The organism is Acinetobacter sp. V116_7 (genome assembly GCF_056735735.1).
Genome location: NZ_JBWZIF010000028.1, coordinates 1,011,027 through 1,030,653 on the forward strand (window position 1 = coordinate 1,011,027; position 19,627 = coordinate 1,030,653).

General features: G+C 37.9%; 23 protein-coding genes and 1 tRNA gene. 9 read left to right on the forward strand and 15 right to left on the reverse strand.

All coding sequences use genetic code 11. The features are described from left to right. Window positions 1-270: 270 nt before the first annotated feature. The 6 genes from lptB to AC1PJP_RS18740 form a co-directional block, all read right to left on the reverse strand. On the reverse strand, window positions 271-1,017 hold the full coding sequence (gene lptB, locus AC1PJP_RS18715; protein WP_107881577.1) for an LPS export ABC transporter ATP-binding protein: 747 nt from the start codon (window positions 1,015-1,017) through the stop codon (window positions 271-273). Further along, the gene (lptA, locus tag AC1PJP_RS18720; protein ID WP_013198418.1) at window positions 1,017-1,565 is read right to left on the reverse strand and encodes a lipopolysaccharide transport periplasmic protein LptA; all 549 of its coding nucleotides are present in this window, start codon (window positions 1,563-1,565) and stop codon (window positions 1,017-1,019) included. Before lptA ends, lptB begins: the two co-directional genes overlap by 1 nt. Further along, on the reverse strand, window positions 1,549-2,097 hold the full coding sequence (gene lptC / locus AC1PJP_RS18725; RefSeq protein WP_013198419.1) for an LPS export ABC transporter periplasmic protein LptC: 549 nt from the start codon (window positions 2,095-2,097) through the stop codon (window positions 1,549-1,551). Before lptC ends, lptA begins: the two co-directional genes overlap by 17 nt. A 37-nt stretch (window positions 2,098-2,134) precedes the next feature. Beyond that, a complete protein-coding gene (locus AC1PJP_RS18730) occupies window positions 2,135-2,674 on the reverse strand; it encodes a KdsC family phosphatase (protein WP_004793423.1) in 540 nt (179 codons plus the stop codon). A 3-nt stretch (window positions 2,675-2,677) separates the two neighbouring features. After that, window positions 2,678-3,655, reverse strand: a complete 978-nt coding sequence (locus tag AC1PJP_RS18735; RefSeq protein ID WP_004793424.1) for a KpsF/GutQ family sugar-phosphate isomerase — start codon at window positions 3,653-3,655, stop codon at window positions 2,678-2,680. A 202-nt stretch (window positions 3,656-3,857) separates the two neighbouring features. Then, entirely contained in the window at window positions 3,858-4,499 is a 642-nt protein-coding gene (locus tag AC1PJP_RS18740; protein ID WP_228269810.1) for a hypothetical protein, read from the reverse strand. A 163-nt stretch (window positions 4,500-4,662) separates the two neighbouring features. Here AC1PJP_RS18740 and cysS point away from each other — a divergent pair, with 163 nt between their 5' ends. The 4 genes from cysS (at window position 4,663) to AC1PJP_RS18760 (ending at window position 8,123) form a co-directional block, all read left to right on the forward strand. Beyond that, a complete protein-coding gene (cysS, locus tag AC1PJP_RS18745; RefSeq protein WP_479768108.1) occupies window positions 4,663-6,084 on the forward strand; it encodes a cysteine--tRNA ligase in 1,422 nt (473 codons plus the stop codon). 63 nt (window positions 6,085-6,147) lie between these two features. Further along, window positions 6,148-6,223: transfer RNA gene (locus AC1PJP_RS18750), tRNA-Gly, on the forward strand. Between the two features lie 386 nt (window positions 6,224-6,609). Next, window positions 6,610-7,617, forward strand: a complete 1,008-nt coding sequence (locus AC1PJP_RS18755) for a hypothetical protein (protein ID WP_479768110.1) — start codon at window positions 6,610-6,612, stop codon at window positions 7,615-7,617. A gap of 2 nt (window positions 7,618-7,619) precedes the next feature. After that, complete coding sequence (locus tag AC1PJP_RS18760) at window positions 7,620-8,123, forward strand: hypothetical protein (RefSeq protein WP_479768112.1); 504 nt, start codon at window positions 7,620-7,622, stop codon at window positions 8,121-8,123. A gap of 250 nt (window positions 8,124-8,373) precedes the next feature. Here the strand turns inward: AC1PJP_RS18760 and AC1PJP_RS18765 are convergent, their stop codons facing one another. Continuing rightward, window positions 8,374-8,703: a hypothetical protein gene (locus tag AC1PJP_RS18765; RefSeq protein WP_375036858.1), complete on the reverse strand. Its 330-nt coding sequence runs from the start codon at window positions 8,701-8,703 to the stop codon at window positions 8,374-8,376. A gap of 88 nt (window positions 8,704-8,791) precedes the next feature. Next, window positions 8,792-9,235, reverse strand: coding sequence for a winged helix-turn-helix transcriptional regulator (locus AC1PJP_RS18770; protein WP_479768114.1), 444 nt, complete (start codon window positions 9,233-9,235; stop codon window positions 8,792-8,794). 110 nt (window positions 9,236-9,345) lie between these two features. On the opposite strand from AC1PJP_RS18770, the gene AC1PJP_RS18775 reads away from it, so the two are divergent. Continuing rightward, window positions 9,346-10,563, forward strand: coding sequence for an MFS transporter (locus tag AC1PJP_RS18775; RefSeq protein WP_479768116.1), 1,218 nt, complete (start codon window positions 9,346-9,348; stop codon window positions 10,561-10,563). 69 nt (window positions 10,564-10,632) lie between these two features. Here the strand turns inward: AC1PJP_RS18775 and AC1PJP_RS18780 are convergent, their stop codons facing one another. Then, the gene (locus AC1PJP_RS18780) at window positions 10,633-11,397 is read right to left on the reverse strand and encodes a COG4705 family protein (protein ID WP_479768117.1); all 765 of its coding nucleotides are present in this window, start codon (window positions 11,395-11,397) and stop codon (window positions 10,633-10,635) included. Window positions 11,398-11,706: 309 nt separating this feature from the next. Between AC1PJP_RS18780 and AC1PJP_RS18785 the strand changes: the two genes are divergently transcribed. Continuing rightward, on the forward strand, window positions 11,707-12,111 hold the full coding sequence (locus tag AC1PJP_RS18785) for a hypothetical protein (RefSeq protein WP_192833688.1): 405 nt from the start codon (window positions 11,707-11,709) through the stop codon (window positions 12,109-12,111). A 164-nt stretch (window positions 12,112-12,275) separates the two neighbouring features. On the opposite strand, the gene AC1PJP_RS18790 is transcribed toward AC1PJP_RS18785, so the two are convergent. Then, the gene (locus tag AC1PJP_RS18790; RefSeq protein WP_199942403.1) at window positions 12,276-13,523 is read right to left on the reverse strand and encodes a mechanosensitive ion channel family protein; all 1,248 of its coding nucleotides are present in this window, start codon (window positions 13,521-13,523) and stop codon (window positions 12,276-12,278) included. A 246-nt stretch (window positions 13,524-13,769) separates the two neighbouring features. Between AC1PJP_RS18790 and AC1PJP_RS18795 the strand changes: the two genes are divergently transcribed. Beyond that, complete coding sequence (locus AC1PJP_RS18795) at window positions 13,770-14,132, forward strand: DUF3592 domain-containing protein (RefSeq protein WP_051080044.1); 363 nt, start codon at window positions 13,770-13,772, stop codon at window positions 14,130-14,132. A gap of 4 nt (window positions 14,133-14,136) precedes the next feature. On the opposite strand, the gene AC1PJP_RS18800 is transcribed toward AC1PJP_RS18795, so the two are convergent. The 4 genes from AC1PJP_RS18800 to AC1PJP_RS18815 are packed head-to-tail and all read right to left on the reverse strand — an operon-like array spanning window position 14,137 to window position 17,147. Then, on the reverse strand, window positions 14,137-14,781 hold the full coding sequence (locus tag AC1PJP_RS18800; RefSeq protein ID WP_479768120.1) for a glycosyltransferase family 2 protein: 645 nt from the start codon (window positions 14,779-14,781) through the stop codon (window positions 14,137-14,139). Then, entirely contained in the window at window positions 14,778-15,377 is a 600-nt protein-coding gene (locus AC1PJP_RS18805) for a class I SAM-dependent methyltransferase (protein ID WP_416715786.1), read from the reverse strand. Before AC1PJP_RS18805 ends, AC1PJP_RS18800 begins: the two co-directional genes overlap by 4 nt. Then, window positions 15,352-16,146: a PIG-L deacetylase family protein gene (locus tag AC1PJP_RS18810; protein ID WP_479768122.1), complete on the reverse strand. Its 795-nt coding sequence runs from the start codon at window positions 16,144-16,146 to the stop codon at window positions 15,352-15,354. Before AC1PJP_RS18810 ends, AC1PJP_RS18805 begins: the two co-directional genes overlap by 26 nt. Beyond that, window positions 16,134-17,147, reverse strand: a complete 1,014-nt coding sequence (locus AC1PJP_RS18815; protein WP_479768124.1) for an acyl-CoA dehydrogenase — start codon at window positions 17,145-17,147, stop codon at window positions 16,134-16,136. Before AC1PJP_RS18815 ends, AC1PJP_RS18810 begins: the two co-directional genes overlap by 13 nt. Before the next feature lie 249 nt (window positions 17,148-17,396). On the opposite strand from AC1PJP_RS18815, the gene AC1PJP_RS18820 reads away from it, so the two are divergent. Both AC1PJP_RS18820 and AC1PJP_RS18825 read left to right on the forward strand, forming a co-directional pair. Next, window positions 17,397-17,630 (forward strand): DUF2171 domain-containing protein, encoded by a 234-nt coding sequence (locus AC1PJP_RS18820; RefSeq protein ID WP_005303705.1) that lies wholly within the window; start codon window positions 17,397-17,399, stop codon window positions 17,628-17,630. A gap of 283 nt (window positions 17,631-17,913) precedes the next feature. Then, the gene (locus AC1PJP_RS18825; RefSeq protein WP_479768125.1) at window positions 17,914-18,858 is read left to right on the forward strand and encodes a metal-dependent hydrolase; all 945 of its coding nucleotides are present in this window, start codon (window positions 17,914-17,916) and stop codon (window positions 18,856-18,858) included. A gap of 66 nt (window positions 18,859-18,924) precedes the next feature. On the opposite strand, the gene AC1PJP_RS18830 is transcribed toward AC1PJP_RS18825, so the two are convergent. Next, a complete protein-coding gene (locus AC1PJP_RS18830) occupies window positions 18,925-19,479 on the reverse strand; it encodes a TetR/AcrR family transcriptional regulator (RefSeq protein ID WP_479768127.1) in 555 nt (184 codons plus the stop codon). Between the last annotated feature and the right edge of the window lie 148 nt (window positions 19,480-19,627).

Consider the following 19,627-nt stretch of genomic DNA (forward strand, 5'->3'; position numbering starts at 1 on the left):
CCCTTTCAGGAAAGCTGGCTTTTTACATGTCCTTGTTACTCTTCTCTGGTTATATCCAATCATGCTTGTCTTGTTGATCTTGTTTGTTATCGTTTAAAAGCTTTTACATTCTACATATTTTTTTGCATAAAGAAGCATAATTGCAGGAATAATTCACACATTATAGTTCTATTAACTGAACAAGTTAAATCATTGTTTTTAAAAACTAAATATAAAAAAACTAAAAAGAGGCATTGACCTCTTTTTAGACAAATAGATTAACTTTGTAATTTAAACTGTAAAATCGTCACCTAAGTAGACTTTACGGACTTGCTCATTATCCAGAATTTCTTGTGGTGTACCTTCTGCAATTACAGCCCCTTCACTCACAATATATGCACGTTCACAAATTGCCAAAGTTTCACGTACGTTATGGTCAGTAATGAGCACACCGATGCCACGGTCCTTCAAATTCTGGATAATATCTTTAATATCTCCAACCGAGATTGGATCAACGCCGGCAAATGGTTCATCAAGCAACATAAATTTAGGATCAGCAGCCAATGCACGTGCAATTTCAGCACGGCGGCGTTCACCACCCGACACGCTCATTCCTAATGAATCTTTAATATGACTAATTTTAAAGTCATTTAATAATTCAGTAAGACGTTGCTGGCGTTGTTGCTTATTTAAGTCCTTACGTGTTTCTAAAATGGACATAATATTTTCAGCAATGGTCAGCTTTCTAAAAATAGAAGCCTCTTGCGGAAGATATCCAATGCCCTTACGTGCCCGTTCATGCATTGCCAAATCGGACATATCAAGATCATCAAGGTGAATTTCACCTTTGTCCATACGCACTAGCCCTACAACCATATAGAAGCTTGTTGTTTTTCCTGCACCGTTAGGGCCAAGCAAACCAACAATCTGTCCACTTTGCATACTAAAAGATACGTCTTTGACGACCCAACGCTTACTATAGTTTTTTCCTAAGTGCTTAATACACAAAGTTTGGGGTTGTTGAAGAGCTTGTTGCATTAGTCACGCGCTCCTGGAAAGCTTTTTGAACTTGATGGTGGAATAATAATCTGCACACGATTTGATGATGAACCTTGAGCTTCAACATCACCTTTGTTCATACTATATTTCAATGAGTTACCACGAATACTAGAACCATCTTGATATAAATATGCACCACCATTCAATGTAATAATGCCCGTATCTGCATTATAAACAATGGTCTGTCCTTCACCACGTGCCACGCCCTTATCAGCACTTATTTGTTGCTGAAACTTAGATGGTCGGCCTTTAGCAGTAATGGTTTGGATTTCACGCTTAGAGTTTAGTGTAGCAACAATCGAATCTGCTTGAAGCTTCATCGTACCTTGCTCAATCACGACATTACCGGTGTAAGTCGTCAAACCAGTTTTTTCGTTATAAGTTGCACGGTCTGCCACGAGTGAAATTTGTTGATTACGGTCAGACGGCAACGCAAAAGTCGAAGCTGATGATAAAGCAACGAATGTAATAACCGCAGCTTGTTTTAGGAAAGCTGAAGAACGTTTTAAATTAAGACTTTGGTGCATACTTTCCTCGAATATTAAAAAATTCGTACTGACCGTTGTTCAAATTGGCTTTTAATCCTTTGCTGACAAAGTCGGCTTGTGGAGACTGTACAATCACTTGATGATCCGTTTCAATCTCTCTGGTCTTTGGATAACCAGTTAACTCATCGGTTTTGAATTCGATTTTCCCTTGTGGAGCAAGTTTAGTTGCGACCACATCACCCGATAGTATAACTTTACGATTATCATCATAGCCATTTGCTTGTTTCGCAAAGAATGTCGCATCAACCTTGCCATCTTTATACATAGAGGCATTAAGTTGATCCAACTTTGATGTTTTTTGTTGCATATCCTGTTCAAGCTGACGAACTTCAGCACGAATATACAAATTGCCTTGATCATCAGTTTGAGTCAAATGGACGCCCTGCGCCGAATATGTCATATTCTTCGCAGAACCAATGTCTAGTTTTTTTGCTTTGCCACTATAGTAGTAATAACCACCACTTATAGCAGCAATAACTACAGCAACAATAGATAAAACTCTGGTATCCATGAGCAGGAATAGCCTACCTTTTTAAGTAATCTTATTATTAATGCGGTACTGCAAGATATTTTTCAAGAAGTTCTTGGTAAATGCCTTTTGCGATCAGCAACATATCACAGACTTCACGTACAGCACCACGTCCGCCCATTGACTGGGTAACTAAATGCGCACGACGACGCACTTCTTCATGACCATTTGGCACGGTAACGCTCATTCCTGCGATTGCAAAAGCAGATAAATCAGGCCAGTCATCACCCATATACAAGCAATCGGAAGGCAAAATATTAAACTGTGCACAAGCTTCACGTAACGCAGAACCTTTGTCTTCACGGCCTTGAAAAACAAGATCTACGCCTAAATCAGACATACGTTTTTCAACAATATTACTTTTTCGGCCCGTAATAATGATGACTTTCATGCCTGCTTGCTGCACAAGTTTCATGCCTAAACCATCACGAATATCGAATGATTTAATTTCATCGCCACTATTGGTTAAAGTTACAAAGCCATCACTCAAAATACCATCGACATCCAGAACCAATGCCTGTAAGTGACGTGCTTGTTCTAACAATGCATAAGATGCCATTGATTAATTTACCCCTGCCTGAATAAGGTCATGCATACTAATTACACCAATCACTTTATTTTGGTCATCAACCACAACAAATTGACTGATTTTTTTCAGGTTAAGCTGTTGTAAAGCTTCTACCGCACGTGCTTCTTGAGAAATAGTTGACGGTTTTTTTGTCATTACTTCAGAAACAGGTAAATTCACATCGAAACCTTGCTGTTTATCAATTAAACGACGCAAGTCACCATCAGTGAAAATACCAAGCAAATGTTCCTGTTCATCTACAATCGTGGTCAAGCCTAAACGCTTATTAGAAATTTCGTAAAGCACTTGATTCATGGGCGTATCTGGTGAAACTTTTGGCAATTCATCGCCTGTATGCATGAGGTGTTTTACATGTAAAAGTAAACGCTTACCCAATGCTCCAGCAGGATGCGAACGAGCAAAATCATCTGCAGTAAAACCACGTGCTTCAAGTAAAGCAACAGCCAGCGCATCACCCAATACTAAGGTTGCAGTCGTGCTCGATGTCGGAGCTAATCCTAGTGGGCATGCTTCATCAGACTCGCCTAAAGTTAAAGCGATGTCGGCATTTTGAGGCATTGGCCCTTTATCAGTACGGCTAATGGTAATAAGAGGTACACCAAGATGTTTGATCAGTGGCATCAACATCATGATTTCATCGCTTTTTCCAGAATTGGAAATTGCAATTAGAACATCACCACGAACCAGCATCCCCAAATCGCCATGTCCAGCTTCGCCCGGATGCATAAAGAAAGATGGTGTACCAGTTGAAGCAAAAGTCGCAGCCATTTTACGGCCAATATGCCCTGACTTACCCATGCCAGTAATCACAACACGGCCTTTACACTGTAACAATATTTCACAAGCCTGACTAAAACTGTCATTAATTTGTGTTGCTAACACGTCTAGGGCTTGTTGCTCAATACGCAAGGTTGCTAATGCGCTGCTTTGAAAATCTGTAGGATTGGGCATACGAGTTTGACTCAAAATAATTGATCTGATCTCTTATGAAGATCGGTGATTTTAATCAAAAGATTTGGGGGCATTCTAACATAACTCAATCATCTACACGTTTTTAAATGTATAGGATTTAATTAAACATGGAGAAAAAACTGGTTCTTATTTCAACTTAGTTAAAGAAGACTTATCAAAGAATCTTATTTCCCCGTATTTATTACCAATCTATCTGAATATGTCGAATTTCCTTATCTGTATAAGCAATAACATTTGCCTGACCCGATTTCCCTGACAAAGACATGCTCGAAACGTAATATTGAAAATTGGAACCAAGTTGTTGCCGAGCTAATTCTTTGGCCTTCTGCTCTGACTCTTTGCCTACAATAGTAAGCATTCCCAGCATAAATATTAAAAAAACAGAACCAAAGAAATAAGCTGAACTCTTTGTAGTTGCATACCCTGCTTCAGTAAACAATTTCAGCACTTCTGGAGTCGAAAGTTGACGATAGATCCATATAAGTAAAGAGAAAAATATCACTACAATAAAAAATGTAATTAGCGCAGATAATATATTGAGTTTAATTTGTATTTTTAATAAATCGAAAGGCATGATCAATATCATCCCAATAGCTCCTCCCACCAATACAATAGAGAAGAATAAACTGAACCATCTTGTTAATCGTGCAGTTTTTACACTACCTTTTAGAAGAAGAATTCCAACAATTACAGCAAATATATTGAATGATGATGAGTAACTAATCTTACTTATTATCGAGTAGATCATTAAAATAATATCTAGAACACCTATTGTAAGGAGCGCAATACCAGCCTTTTTAAAAGGGTTACTTGCATGATTCATATAAATTTTCTTATTCATTAAAAACTTTCTGCATCTTCACCTATAACGAATCATTTTTCAAATAACGATACTTATCTCAGCATCTTTTTTACTGATAACTTTATGAAATATGGTGTATACGTTATGATGGATGACGATTTTTTTAGAGTGTTTGAAAACCCTTATGCAACCGTTTGTTTTATATAACTCTGAGCAACGAAAAAAAGTTGAATTTGTACCTCGCAAAGAAGGTCACATCGATATGTACGTCTGCGGTATGACCGTTTACGATTACTGTCATATCGGGCATGCTCGAGTTATGGTTGCATTTGACTACATTATTCGTTTCTTGCGTAGCCAAGGCTGGAATGTTCGCTATATTCGCAACATTACCGACATTGACGACAAAATTATTAAACGCGCGAATGAAAATGGTGAAACCATTCAGCAGCTGACTACTCGTTTCATTGATGCAATGAACGAAGATGCAGCTAACTTAGGCTGTGCTGCACCCGATGAAGCACCTAAAGCGACTGAATATATTGATCAGATGCAAAACATGATTGGCAATCTGGTCAATAAAGGCTCTGCTTACCCTGCTGCAAATGGCGATGTTTATTTTGAAGTCACCAAATTTGAAAAATATGGTCGCCTCTCTGGCCGTAAGCTTGATGATATGCAAGCTGGCGCAAGTGAGCGTGTTGACGTAGAAGTTGAAAAGAAACATCCGTTTGACTTTGTACTTTGGAAACATGCCAAAGAAAATGAACCATCTTGGGCATCTCCTTGGGGTAATGGCCGTCCGGGTTGGCACATTGAATGTTCTGCAATGTCGACTTGCTGCCTAGGCAATCACTTTGACATTCATGGTGGTGGTTCAGATTTAATGTTCCCACACCATGAAAATGAAATTGCGCAAAGTGAAGCGTCAACTGGCGAGCAATATGTAAACTACTGGATGCATGTTGGCTTCATTAACGTTGATGGTGAAAAGATGTCTAAGTCTTTAGGCAACTTCTTTACTATTCGTGACGTTATGGAGAAATTTCACCCTGAAGTGATTCGCTACTTTATTGTGTCTTCACACTATCGTAGTCCTGTGAACTTCTCTGATGTGGCACTGAAAGAAGCAAAAACTTCTTTAACTCGTTTCTATCATTCATTTAAAGCTTACCAACAAGTGTACGGTCAAACGACAACTGAAACGCTTGATCAAAGCTTTGTTGAACGTTTTAATAATGCGATGTGTGATGACTTCAACACTGCCGAAGCAATGGCGGTATTGTTTGAACTGAACAAAGAGTTAAACCGTGCAGTAAAAGAAGAGCAAGCTGACCAAGCGACTGTGCTTTATTCGACATTACGTCACCTCACCAACATTTTAGGTTTGGTACAACACAATGTAGATGATTTCTTAAAATCAGATATTGGACAAGAAGCGCTTACTTTGTCTGATTCTGAAATTGAAGATTTTATTCAACAACGTGTTGATGCGAAAAAAGCAAAAGACTTTGCTAAAGCAGATGGTATTCGTCAGTCTTTACTCGACCAAGGTGTAGTACTTGAAGACACTCGCCAAGGTACAGTTTGGCGTCGTGCTGATTAAATGTTCAATTAAATCACAAGAGTGTTGACACTTTAGTGAAACACTCTATAATGTGCTCACATTGCGGGAATAGCTCAGTTGGTAGAGCATAACCTTGCCAAGGTTGGGGTCGCGAGTTCGAGTCTCGTTTCCCGCTCCAAAATTTAAAAACCACTTAATTCGAAAGAATTAGGTGGTTTTTTTATTGTCTATTGGTTAGCTAAATTCGTATTGCTCCTACCCCGATTTATAAATAGCTTTAATCAGATTTAACGAGCTGCTTTCTTTAAATAAAGTCACAGATGATCAACACTTTTGCCATCTGAGTGAAGTTATACCTATTCTTGAAAACTTGAATATTCAGAGATAGCCACGGCAGTCGAGACGGAAGAATTAGAATGGGGCTAATACCCCTTTAAACATACAAGGTTTACAAATTAAAACTCTTAATATATATAATCTTATTAAATGTTTAAAAATTAAACCAAATTAATAAATTTTAATTATTCCCGACTTAAAATTTCAAAATTCGGGGGGAGAAAAAACATGAGCAAAACTGTTGTTAAAGATAAAACTGTACATTATAAAAAAGTTGATTTTTTAAAAGGTGCTAATCTCGGGCAATTACTTAAGGCACAGTTGTTAGATAAGGATTCATTTTATTATAAAGCGGTTAATCGCCAACAATTTGTATCTGCAACAAAAGATGATTTTCTTTTAATCAATCACACAAGCTCTCATCAAAGTATGTTTTTCGGTGAATTAATTATTATCGAATCTGGGAAAGCACAAGCTGTATTGAAAATTGAAAGTGAAGATGCCACAGAATATCCTATTAAAACTTATTTAACTGAAGATCTACCAGATGATGAAGAAGGTAAACCTTCTGAAATTTCAACAAGAAAAGAATTTGTAGATAGTGTTCTTTATTTTGGTGTTATAGATAATCATGTCGCAATCATTCAATCAAGATCACTAACATCCAGAACTCTTGAATCTTATTTAGGATGGCTTCTAGGAGAGGCTGCTAAAGCCTTACCTGAAAATAGTGCATTGATATTAAAAGATGCTCCAAATCCCGCAATAAAGCAAAAGTTAGATACAACTCCAGCCAAAACTATTTCAATTTCCTCTGGTATAGGATCTGCAGAGCTACAGCCTGTACACACAGTAGAATCGAATGTACCAGCAAAGATCGATTATAAAATTGAAGATAATGTTCTTGAGGTGCTAAAAAATGCATTTGGTGTAGATTTAAATAATTTAAAATTCGAAGATAGTTTAGATGACGCTAATCTCAAGTTAAAACTAACACTGACTTACAACCGTAAAACCTCTAAAAGTGGACAAAAAGTAATTGATACTGTTGCCTCATCAATGAGACACAATGATGATTACGTCATAACACTAGAAGATGGGACAAAAGTTACTGCCGACAATCTAAAAATGAGTGGTAAGATTTCTGTTGAAACAATCAACAATAAAGTTTATAACGACGGCCTCAAAGTTCAACTATATAATTGGATGACGACCAATATTAATTTTGGTGATTAATTATGAACAAACGCTACTTGCCGTTTTACAATAATGCTAGATTTATTGCACTAGTGTTAGTAGCATTATTTGTCATTTTTTCCTTAATATTTAGTTATTTAAAATTCACAGTAACAATTAATCTTATTCAGTTTTCTTTTGTTTTACTACTTCCTTTAAGCCAGATCTATCTGGCTTATAAAGGGATGCTAGATGCACTTAAACTTGATGGGTTAAGTCAATCGGAAAGAGACAGGCTCACTTCAACTGTCGAAGTTCGCAGCAAATCATCTCTTTATGTTGCTGTTTTATTTATAATTATTGTATTTACAATATTTATCTTAAATTCTTTAAGCTTGTTATCCGACAAACATCTTTTAGCATTAATTTTATCAATAGGTCTTACTTCTATTTTTAGTTTTTTCTTAGCATGGAGCGACTTAAAAGAAATCTCAATGTTAGAAAAAACCTTAAAGAGTCGAAAAGAAGCTCGCGAAGCTAAAGCCAAGGTTCTGAGTAATAAATAATAAGTTTGTTAAAGTCATTTTATTGTTTAATTTTCACTTACCACTCAGATAATGATCTGTAAAAAATTATTCGACACCACTTCGGCACCATTCAAATATAACTTATTGTTATTTAATGTTTATTATAACCTTGCCAAGGTTAGAGTCACAATTTCGAGCCTCATTTACTGCTTTCAAATTAAAAAACCACCTAGCTTAAAAAATTAGGTGGTTTTCAGTATCGGTTAGTTAGCTATTTGCACCAACACCCTCAAATATTTTTAGCTAAATCTTTTGCTAAACATTGTTCATGCCAAGTCGTTTGAAAATTTTCGACAGCTTTTGACTTAATGAGAGGATCTTCAAATAATTTTGAAGAATATGCAGATTTAATAAGCTCTTGATAAAGTTGTTTGGCTTGTTGCTCTTCAAGATGATTGGCTATGTCGTGTAACTCTTGAGCTGGCACTTCATGTTGTCTAGCATCCATCACCCCACTCGCTGCTTTTTTCACAGTTTCACAGTAATGAAGCTCCATCGCTTCTGATGCTGCATAACATTGAATTGAAATTGCGCTTATAAAGAGGAATATAAATCTCATAATCTCACCTTAATTTGACGCGCAAGGGTACCAACTAATCTGCCCAAATTTAAGTTAAAAAAGGTTATTTTTGTTTTCTCTTATTTTATTACACCTTTTGCACTTGAGTATTAGAAGCTCTTAGCACTGTTCCATCTGCCGCGACTGGCGCCATAAATGGAATTTGCTGACCTGTAGTTTTATCAATTAACAAAGAATGGCGCTCACCACTTTCAAATAGGTTCTGCTCTCCCCATTGTCGCAAAGCCACAACCACTGGAAACAAACTCTCCCCTTTAGCTGTCAAAACATATTCTTGATAAGCCGTGCCATCCGAAGCATCTTGCATTTCAAGAACACCAGCATCCACTAATTTTTTTAGTCGATCAGAAAGAATATTTCGCGCAACTCCCAAACTCTTCTGAAAGTCTCCAAAACGGCGCATTCCATCAAAAGCATCACGCACAATAAGCAGTGACCAACGATCTCCGATGAGATTGACGCAGCGTGCAACAGGACAAGATTCGTCTTTTACCAGTGTAGTGTTCGTCATCGAGTTTCCTTACCAATCATCAGTAACAAGTTATCTAGTTGCATTTTAAAACTAGCAGGCTTAACATTCAACTAGTTTCATTTTAAAACCAGATTAAATGAATTTAGGCCATGAAAGCTTCTCTTGCATCTTCAACTTCACACGCTAAAAGCGATAAACCGCTTTCAAGCATGCCTCGTGGCGTAATTTTGCTGTTTGCTATTGCAAGTGGTGCAAGCGTAGCAAATGTCTATTATGCGCAGCCCTTACTCGACATATTGGCAAGAGACTTTAATGTTAGTCATGCCGCCATTGGTGGGGTGGTGACAGCCACTCAAATAGGTTGTGCCCTAGCCTTAATCTTTTTAGTGCCGTTGGGTGACCTTGTCAATCGGCGTCGATTAATGGACCTACAGTTATTGGCTTTAATCTCGGCATTGCTCGTGGTTGCCTTTGCACATTCTACAATTATTCTTTTGGCAGGAATGCTTGCGGTGGGTTTACTCGGTACAGCCATGACTCAAGGGCTTATTGCTTATGCTGCAAGTGCTGCTCTCCCACATGAACAAGGACATGTAGTCGGTACTGCACAAAGTGGTGTGTTCATTGGTTTATTGCTTGCTCGTGTATTTTCAGGAGGAATTAGCGATGTAGCGGGTTGGCGTGGCGTGTACTTTTGTGCAGCCATCATCATGCTCATGATTGCGTTACCTCTTTGGAAACGTTTGCCTCATTTAGAAGTTCAACCTAGTGCCATGCGCTACCCGCAACTTCTGGCTTCTATGTTGAAACTTCTGCGCCAAGAAAAAGTACTGCAAGTGCGAGGTGTTTTAGCTTTACTCATGTTTGCAGCATTTAATATTTTCTGGAGTGCACTGGTCCTACCGTTGAGTGCACCACCATATAACTTCTCACATACTATTATTGGGGCTTTTGGATTCGTTGGAATTATTGGTGCACTGGCTGCCGCACGTGCGGGTTATTGGGCCGACCGCGGATATGCTCAGCGCACAAGCTTAGCAGCACTTGTAATATTACTGCTTGCTTGGGGTCCACTCTCACTCATGGCTTACTCACTGTGGGCACTGGTGATTGGCATCGTATTACTAGACTTGGGCGGACAAGCCTTACATGTCACCAACCAGAGCATGATTTTTCGCACTCGTCCGGAAGCGCATAGTCGGCTTGTCGGGCTATACATGCTGTTTTATGCAATTGGTAGTGGATTAGGTGCAATCAGTACAACAGCCACTTACGTCTATGCTGGATGGTTTGGCGTGTGTGCACTCGGTGCAAGTGTTAGCCTTCTGGCATTATTATTTTGGTGGATAACCCGTAAAGTCTCTTAAAAATGCCTACTCTCAAATAAAAAACCACATCACTCAAGAGAATCATGTGGTTTTTAATGAGCAGTTAATTTAATGAGACGACTGAGCTGCTTTAGGTTTAAAGACCACTAAACAGACAACAATAAAAGCTAATAAAACAAAAGACGCACTAAATCTACTTAACTCTAATCCACCATGTGCGATAGGTTTATCAAGGAAATCTCCCAATACCGCACCTAGAGGTCTGGTAAGAACAAAGGCCAACCAAAATAATAAGGTTCTTGAAATTTTGGTATAAAAATAGCAGATTGCTAACACCAATAATAAAGTACCAAAAATTAAAGCGGCGCTGGTATACCCCAAACCTTGAGTATCAGCAGTCCAGTCTCCTAAAGCTGTCCCTAATGTTTGAGAAAACATGATGGTTAACCAATAGAAAGCTTCACTTTTTGTAGATTGAACACTTTTTACTGAAATTGTGCCGCAACTCAAATACCAAACAAACAGAGATACGCCTAATAAAATAAGTAATATTAAGCTCCCTCCTGCATAGCCCACACCTAAAGTTCGATCAACGAAATCGGCAATTGTCGTACCTAACGTGGTAGTGGCAATGATCGTCGCCCAGTAGAAAAATGAATTATAGTTTTTAGCTTTAATTTGTAGTCCGACAAATACGGCAAAGATCACAGCAAAAATTGCCGTACTAATGATATATCCCAAATTTAGGGACATAGATAGCGCATCTCCAGCAGTTTCACCTAGCGTTGTAGCTGCAATTTTAATGATCCAGAATAATAAGGTGACTTCTGGAACCTTACTCAAGGTTTTAGATAAATTCTCATGACTCAACATTGTATGTTCTCCCAACATACATATTCATTAGCTCTTATCTAAATATTTATGCCTTAAGATAAAGTTAAGGTTAAAAATAAATTACAAATACTTTTTTCAAAGCAAATTGCACAATCCATCTTTCCCAAAAACTCAGATGAAAAAAGATAACAATATACAAATAAATAAAATATAATAACCAATAATTAATCATGCCAGTGAATGCGTACATTTGGCTTGAGTACTTAAGTTTAAACCGTAGTGAGATGAAATCTTCTCTAACAATCTAAAGATTGATATGCAACATTAGTCCATTACTATCAAAATTATATGGAAATCCCTATAGGAACAAAATTGGGTATTAAGAATAAATTGATTTGCGCAGTTGTTTTTGCTGTTCTTACAGGATGTCAGCAGCAAGAAGCGAACGAAAATGCAAGTGCGGTGAAACTCCCTGTTTATCAGTTTAACGGTGTTTCTGCTTCAGCACGCTTAAAAGGAATATTGCAGCTAAAACAAGAATGCCTTTATGTAAACGATATCCTCATTATCTTTCCCGAGCACTCCGCTCAGTGGGATTCTGAAAAAGAAGCTTTAAGCTATAAAGGTAAGCATATCCGCTTAGGTAACGAATTAGATATTGTTGGAGGGAGTGGTAATTTTGAGCGAGACAACCTACGCATTAAGCATTTAAGCCCAATGTGTGACCATCAAAATATTTGGTTTGCTGGATAGTCTAATTTTCGCTCCGCTCAACGTCTAGGTTTTAAATGAACCAATTTAACTCACTCTCAGATTTATATATTTTTCTCACAGGTCACTAAAGATGAAACATTAAAAAAGCCCCCATCTGGGAGCTTTTTAAAATAGTTGAGGAGCAGCTATTAACAGCTTAAAAGTTAGCTTGGATTAATCTCAGTAGTTAATCTTTGCAAATCATGACCCGAAGGTGCTTGGTAAACACGTAAACCAAATTCGGGAAGAATCGCAATTAAGTGGTCAAAAATATCTGACTGAATTGCTTCATAAGAAACCCATGCAATCGTATTGGTAAATGCATAAATTTCTAAAGGCAAACCTTGGCTAGTCGGCTGTAATTGGCGAACCATAATGGTTTGATTTTGGGCAATCCCCTTATGTTGGCGCAAATAAAATTCAACATAGGCTCTAAATGTACCGATATTGGTTAAACGGCGTTTGTTATAACGAGATTGATTGCTTAAATGCTTATTGAACTCTTCAATTTCAGAATTCTTTGCATCGAGATATTGATCTAATAATAAAAACTCTTTGAGCTTTTGTTGCTCTTCATCAGTCATAAAATGAACACTGCTTTGATCGAGAAAGAGTGAACGCTTCATTCGACGGCAGCCCGAATTGCTCATGCCTCGCCAGTTTTTAAATGTATCGGTAACGAGTTTATTGGTTGGAATGGTGGTATAGGTTTTATCAAAATTTTGCACAGTGACCGTATGCAGCGAAATATCAATTACATCACCATCTGCATTAAGCGACGGCATCTCAATCCAGTCTCCAATCCGAACCATGTCATAAGATGCAATTTGCACACTCGCCACTAAAGACAAAATGGTGTTTTGGAAAACCAACATTAATACCGCTGCCATCGCACCGAAACCTGCCAGTAAAGTGAACACATCCTTTTTAAGGAATGTTCCCAAAATCATCAGGCCACACACAACAAATAAGATTAACTTAACCAGTTGTAAGTAACCTTTAATCGGCTTATTTCTAGACTTCGGATTACGCTGATAAATAAGATTAAAGATATTTAAAAGCTCGCTAACCGTAAGCGCGAGTGTAAGAAAGATAAATGCTTGCGCGCCCATTTCTACAAATGAAATGAACTTTGGAGTGAGATGAGGAACCGTTGCAATACCGTTCATAATTACAACAGCAGGAACAATATTTGCAAATTTCTTTATGACGCTATGCTGGGCAAAAATAGATTGATTGGGTGATTTTAGCTTGGTCACCAAGTGACGGACGCCCCGAACAATAATGCGTTTAGCAATAAAATTTGCTATTGCTGCAAATAAAATCAAAATAGTGAGTGAAACAAACATTTCTAGCCAAGGATAATGGCTTAACTGAACCCGAATATCGCGGAAAAAACTTAAAAAATCCAAACCTATACACCTTAAAACTTTCTTTTCTAGAATTTTAAGGGCTAAAGCATATGTTAATAAGACTTGTTTACATATGTAGGCATAAATACAACAACTAAGTTATATACCCTGCTATTTATCTCATTATTTTTAACGCTTAACGATAAGGTTTTATCTGCTTATGTTTTAGATCACGTACATCAACTAGATCGAACAAATCTGTTCATTTAGAATAATCCGTTAAACGAATAATTCTGGTTTTAGTAAGTGAAGTTTTCTGATTTTTTGACTTTTATTGGAGTGGTTTGGTTCAGCTTATTCTTTGTCTATATTGCTTGGACCTTTTTTCTTAAAAGTCTGGTTCATAAGTTTTTAATTTATAAACGAGGAATGATTACTTCTGCCGAGGTCGTATATTTTCAGGACTCATTAGCTAAGGTGCAATATCGCCCGTTATGTTATATAAAATTGAAATTTCAAACTGAGCAAGGCCAAATCATTACTGAAAACCTTAAAGTGCTTATTGCTAAACAAAATCACGATCAATATAAGGTCGGTAGCATCATCAAAATTAAATATGACCCTAAAAATTTAAAGAATATTTCGATATTGGGAGAGATCATGGTTTAAGTGATTAGAGATTATTTAAAAAGTACGATAAGCCCTGAGGTGCACGTCCGTTTAAGCGACTACTCGTTGTCACTCTAACCAGATTACTCCAAGTAATATTGCAACAATGCTTGATCAGTTTTTTGATTAAAGATACATCTTCATGGCATGAAATAGGCTCAAAGCCGCCGACCAAAAGATAGACCTCTGCACTAAAACTTAAATTTGCCCCATGAATATGCGCGTGATCCATCTGATCTTTATAATGCGCTAAATATTTTTGCCGTTTCGTTATAGAGAGATGACTAAAATCGTCGAGCGTTACAGTACCGCAAATTGCATCTGTAGGTTGGTGCTGGATTTGATAGCGCAGCCAATCAGGACTAGCCACCGTGTCTGCATCCGTACATGCAATCCATGTCACGCCACGCCCAATTAAATGGCGAATTCCTAAATCTCGTGCTTGCCCAACACATGCGTAGTTACATTCAATCCAATTGATTTGATGGCTTTGTACAATCAACCGCGACTGATCTGTACAGTTATCCAGTACCACAATCACCTCTACGTCATAACCGCTAATGTTCTCTATAGCGACCTGAATAGATTGCAAACAGGCAGATAGATAGTGCTCTTCGTTATGTGCTGGAATGACGATACCTATTTTCATCTTAGTTTTTCCTGCTGTGCTAAAGAGGAAGTGTTCGCCGTCCAGAGATCAATCATAAAATCTGGATCGTTTAAGCTGAGATAGTGATGAAATGGAAAATGTTGCTGAAAGCATTGATGAACTTGTTCTGCATTTAATTCAAAATCTTGAATTTCATGACGCCAATGACAACAAAGAATCTCGCCATCATCATTTAAACTATGTTTTAACTTTTCAATAAACTGCTGCAACTCATCAGCAGATAAGTAATAGGCCATCTCACTAATTAAAATGAGATCGAATTTTTGAATTGAGTAGTCTTCAGGTATTTTTCTATTTTCAACAACCACATGCTCAAACTCTTTTAGGCGCTCGGACGCTAAGCGAACAGCACTCTCAGAGACATCTATACACAGCAGTTGCCCGGCTCTTTGCGCCAAATGAAAACTTAAATGTCCATTTGAACACCCCACTTCTAACACTTTTGAATAACGAGGTCTTGTCAGCAGCGCGAGACAAATTTGTCTTTTACGAGCTTCATACCAATGAGAGTCATAGCCCCACGGATCACTGTTATGACGATATAAATCTTCAAAGTACATGCGAGAATGAATCACTCAAATAAACCTCATAAGGCATTAAAAGACGTTTAATTGCACTTGAAGAAAGAACCGCAGCATTGCCCGTGGTTTCATCTGCTTCAAGTTGGGTTTTAAACTGCAAAATTGCTTGATGTTTTTTAGTTAGTTGTTCTTGGGTTAAGCGGTAGGCTTTTGCTCGGTACCAATCAATTCGTGAGTCTAACGGCTTTGCCCAATGCCAAGCCCAAATTAATACGTGTAAACATAGAAGTTGCTTAGCTGTTGCGTAAGCTTGTACGGTTTTACCTACGGCTTCGTGGTCTGGGTGACCATCAAACGCATAGCTACAAATTAGAATATCGTCGGCTTGAACGATCTGCTCTAAACTCTGCCACAGTTGATCGGTTTGTAAATGAATCTGACCATCTAACAAATTAAGCTCTACATGCTCGGTTGACTCGGCTACCCCTAAACACTTTAAGGCTGCCAAGCTTTCTTGCGGACGAAGAATATTGAGCTGATCTGGAGGATATTTTGTAGATTTAGGATGGCTTTGGGTGCCGTTACTTACCGCTAAAATGAGGATCTTACAATTCAGCGCAATAAGTTGCTGCATTAAACCACCGCAACCAAGTACTTCATCATCAGGATGTGGAGCGACAATCACCACTCTTTTAGAGCGAAACAACTCAAGATTTAAAGGCGCTAAAGGTTGTTGTTGAAATGCATTTAACCATTGCTCTTTTGACGTGCCCTCACCAAAAATAATGCGGTCTTCGACCAAAGGATGTTTTAAAGTTCCCATAGGCTTTGGTCCGATAAACAGAGTTCTGTAATTTGCTGGTAGTCAAAAGCAGCATGACTTTGTCTGATAAACACCGGCAAATCAGCCATGAGCTGTGCAAAAGTAGCATCTTCACAAAAAGGACGAGCGCCTAATGCTTTGCCTACTCGCTCAACTACACTCAGACAGCATTGTTCTGTTTGGGCACGTAGTATTCGTATTTCCCGCTCATGATTTAGCATGGGTTTGCTGTCAATCAGTTCAGCAACATATTGAAAATATTGCTTAGTAATTTCTAATTGATGAGCGACCTCTCCCAAGTACAATTTTTTAAAAGGATTCGGACTGACCTGACAACTTTCTTGTAAAAAACCAGCTAAACCCACGGCGGCACCATACCAACAAGCCGCAACACCTGCTGCACCATGCCAAAAACCTGGGCGTTTTAAATAACTATTTGGATGACCTATCAATTTAACAGGTGTATTTTCAAAACTTACTCTTGCAGTCTTTGTCGCATTCATCCCGACTGCATGCCAGTGGCTTGAGTCCGTGCTAATAGAGGAATGACTTAAGTCAACAATACAAAGCTGCGCCTGCCCTTGTTGATTTTTATAACTCATCAAAACTTTTTGAATAAACTCTGCACCAGAGCACCAAGGCTTTATGCCATTACAAAGGTTATCTTTTACTTGCAATGGAGCTGGTCCACCGTCTGCTGCCCACACAGCCCAAAGCTGGTCATCTATTTCTGGGTGATAACCCAATTCATTTAAAATGCTTAAAGCATCGCAGTGTGATTCAAAAAGCTTCGCCAAACTTAAATCGACTCCAGCAATTTGAGCAAAAAGCTGCCAACGTTGATAGGTCTGACCCGAAGCGGGATGAGGCAAATTTTTCGCTAAATTTACCAATTGAAAGAGTAAATCTATACGAAGCTTGCTTTTATCTTCAGCTAAGGCAGATTCAAATTCACTCAAGACACTTAATATCGTCACATTTATAGGTATTTTAATATTCATTGCAAATAATTATTTATAAGACTTGGTTTAACCTTATCTAAATACTTCTGTTTAAATAAACATGTAAATTGTAATAAAAAGATAAATATTATTAGTTTTATATCTAATTATTTCATTGTTACTCGAATATATTTATTAAGTGAACTTATAAACCCATCCTGTAAGGTTTATTAAAAACCCCTGATTTATCCAATTATTTAAAGTAATTTAAGTCTTACCGTTTTTCTATTTCTAAAGAAGAGGTCTAAAATGAGCACTTTAAATATTAATGATATTAAAAAACACGCAGACGTTATTGCTTCTTGTGGTACTAAAGTAGGTACAGTCGACCACCTAGAGGGTGAAAACCAATTAAAGCTGACTCGAGACGAAAGCGGTCAACATCACCTTATTCCTACTGGATGGATTGGTGAAGTGAAAGAAAACCAAGTCATTCTGAATAAAAATTCAGAAGAAGTTAAAGATCAGTGGCAAGCGATCTAGACTTTAAAGCACGATACGTGACTTAACGTGAAATTTATAATAAAGCGTTTCAGCTTAGAAAAATAAAGAGGCTTAGAAACTTTAAAGCCTAACTCCCCAAACTGAAGGCTCCTTTTCATAAGGAGCCTTTTTTTATTTATGAAATCTCTGTCTTAGACCGTTTTTATCTCTTTAAGCCTTTGGTTGGATGTTTTTGTCCTTTACTCACATGGTGATCGATTTTACTTAATGCTAAAAATTGTGCATTCGCATTAAATGAATAATTATGAATAGGGTGACGTATATGATCACAGGGAATCATCAGCTTAAAGCTCGAAAAGTACATTTTGATTTCGCGGAGTCATCTGTGTGTTGGATGCCGAATGATCCGCTATGCTCACATGTAGCCAATGGTATTAATATGCTCTTGCCGGCTGGTGAGTTTTGGTTTTGCCGCGTGTTTAATAAAACCCTTCCCTTGATTACCGATGAAACCTTAAAACAAGAAGTGATTGGCTTTGTTCGTCAAGAAGCAGCTCATGCACGTGCCCATGAAAAAGCTCAGGACTTCTTACGTGAAAATGGCTACGACATTCAAGAAACACTCAACCGCGCCCATTTTGTGTTTAACATTTTATTGGGTGACAAACCTTTAGGTATGCCCTTTTTAAAAGGCGAAAAGCTCGATGAATATTGGTTACTTTTTCGAGTAGGTGTGATTGCTGCAATTGAGCACTTTACCGGAACTATTGGTCAATGGACACTTGATAGTAAGTCTTGGGATAGCGCAGACCCAGCAATGGCAGATTTGTTCCGTTGGCATTTGGCTGAAGAAGTTGAGCATCGTTGTGTTGCCTACGACTTATTTGAGCACCTACTAACAAACAAGTTTGGTTTTTATGTGTCGCGTCAAGTGATTATGGCGGCTGTTTTCCCGCTGTTTATTTATTTCCTAGCTGACTTTGCGCGTAGTTTAGGCCAACAAGATTTAGAGCACGAAGATATTCAAAAATTAATGCGTCGTGGCTACTTCAAAATTATTCGTGAATTTGAAAAAACTGCGACTCGCTCAGACAACTTACCGACCATTAAATATTTATGGAAAGCGACATTAAGATGGGTTTCTCCAAAATTTAACCCACTTCATGAAGGTGACACCGAGCAAGCTTTAGCTTATATGGCTCGTTCACCTGCCGTGCAATATTTTGAAGGAATGGCTCAGACTGCAAAACCTGCAACATTAAGCTAAGCAGCTATTTTATTTAAAATGAAAGCCTCCTTATTTGGAGGCTTTTTCTTTAGTGAGTTTTGTCGCTTAAGCAAAATTTAAAAAGAAATAATCCAATAACCGATCTCTTTCATCTACTGCATTTTTATCTAAAAGCTGAACCATCGCGCCATCAATCATAAATAAAAACATGTAAGCATCTTGGATGGAGGCTGTAGCTTTTAAGGTTAAGAGCAACTTATAGATTTCGTTTACAAACCAGTTTCTATAGTCAACCACAACTTTATAGGCACCTGGATAGAGCTTTTCAATTTCAAAAATTGCTTTAAAGGGTAAATGATAAAAGCCATTTAAGTCGGCATGTAACAGGTAAATCTGCTTAAGTTTATCGAGCACCATTTCTTCACGGTAAGAATTAACGATGGAAAACACTTTTACTTTGAGCGCGTCTTTCTGAAAAGTGAGACACATCTCGATGAGTCGTGCTTTTGAGTGAAAGTCGTTGTAAAAAGTAGCCTTGGCAACTTTGGCTTCTGCAATAATTTGGTCGACCCCGACCTTATGAAACCCATATTGATTAAATAAGTTTTTTGCTGCGTGAAGCACTCTGAGTGCTCTAAATGAAGATTCTAAATTTGGCATAGGTATACCGTTTAAATAATTTTTTGTTGTATGTAAATGAGATAGAAATGCCGTCACTCTTAAAATGAATGCTAAAAACAGGCATGCAAAAGCAGCACAAAAATGTGCCTAAGCTATCTCAGGTTTTATTGTTGCTATGATTTTTTAG

What these genes read in the sequence shown, in the direction of transcription:
- lptB (WP_107881577.1), bottom strand. Translation starts at nt 1,017, where the DNA reads ATGCAACAAGCTCTTCAACAACCCCAAACTTTGTGTATTAAGCACTTA.
- lptA (WP_013198418.1), bottom strand. Translation starts at nt 1,565, where the DNA reads ATGCACCAAAGTCTTAATTTAAAACGTTCTTCAGCTTTCCTAAAACAA.
- lptC (WP_013198419.1), bottom strand. Translation starts at nt 2,097, where the DNA reads ATGGATACCAGAGTTTTATCTATTGTTGCTGTAGTTATTGCTGCTATA.
- AC1PJP_RS18730 (WP_004793423.1), bottom strand. Translation starts at nt 2,674, where the DNA reads ATGGCATCTTATGCATTGTTAGAACAAGCACGTCACTTACAGGCATTG.
- AC1PJP_RS18735 (WP_004793424.1), bottom strand. Translation starts at nt 3,655, where the DNA reads ATGCCCAATCCTACAGATTTTCAAAGCAGCGCATTAGCAACCTTGCGT.
- AC1PJP_RS18740 (WP_228269810.1), bottom strand. Translation starts at nt 4,499, where the DNA reads ATGAATCATGCAAGTAACCCTTTTAAAAAGGCTGGTATTGCGCTCCTT.
- cysS (WP_479768108.1), top strand. Translation starts at nt 4,663, where the DNA reads ATGCAACCGTTTGTTTTATATAACTCTGAGCAACGAAAAAAAGTTGAA.
- AC1PJP_RS18755 (WP_479768110.1), top strand. Translation starts at nt 6,610, where the DNA reads ATGAGCAAAACTGTTGTTAAAGATAAAACTGTACATTATAAAAAAGTT.
- AC1PJP_RS18760 (WP_479768112.1), top strand. Translation starts at nt 7,620, where the DNA reads ATGAACAAACGCTACTTGCCGTTTTACAATAATGCTAGATTTATTGCA.
- AC1PJP_RS18765 (WP_375036858.1), bottom strand. Translation starts at nt 8,703, where the DNA reads ATGAGATTTATATTCCTCTTTATAAGCGCAATTTCAATTCAATGTTAT.
- AC1PJP_RS18770 (WP_479768114.1), bottom strand. Translation starts at nt 9,235, where the DNA reads ATGACGAACACTACACTGGTAAAAGACGAATCTTGTCCTGTTGCACGC.
- AC1PJP_RS18775 (WP_479768116.1), top strand. Translation starts at nt 9,346, where the DNA reads ATGAAAGCTTCTCTTGCATCTTCAACTTCACACGCTAAAAGCGATAAA.
- AC1PJP_RS18780 (WP_479768117.1), bottom strand. Translation starts at nt 11,397, where the DNA reads ATGTTGAGTCATGAGAATTTATCTAAAACCTTGAGTAAGGTTCCAGAA.
- AC1PJP_RS18785 (WP_192833688.1), top strand. Translation starts at nt 11,707, where the DNA reads ATGGAAATCCCTATAGGAACAAAATTGGGTATTAAGAATAAATTGATT.
- AC1PJP_RS18800 (WP_479768120.1), bottom strand. Translation starts at nt 14,781, where the DNA reads ATGAAAATAGGTATCGTCATTCCAGCACATAACGAAGAGCACTATCTA.
- AC1PJP_RS18810 (WP_479768122.1), bottom strand. Translation starts at nt 16,146, where the DNA reads ATGGGAACTTTAAAACATCCTTTGGTCGAAGACCGCATTATTTTTGGT.
- AC1PJP_RS18815 (WP_479768124.1), bottom strand. Translation starts at nt 17,147, where the DNA reads ATGAATATTAAAATACCTATAAATGTGACGATATTAAGTGTCTTGAGT.
- AC1PJP_RS18820 (WP_005303705.1), top strand. Translation starts at nt 17,397, where the DNA reads ATGAGCACTTTAAATATTAATGATATTAAAAAACACGCAGACGTTATT.
- AC1PJP_RS18825 (WP_479768125.1), top strand. Translation starts at nt 17,914, where the DNA reads ATGATCACAGGGAATCATCAGCTTAAAGCTCGAAAAGTACATTTTGAT.
- AC1PJP_RS18830 (WP_479768127.1), bottom strand. Translation starts at nt 19,479, where the DNA reads ATGCCAAATTTAGAATCTTCATTTAGAGCACTCAGAGTGCTTCACGCA.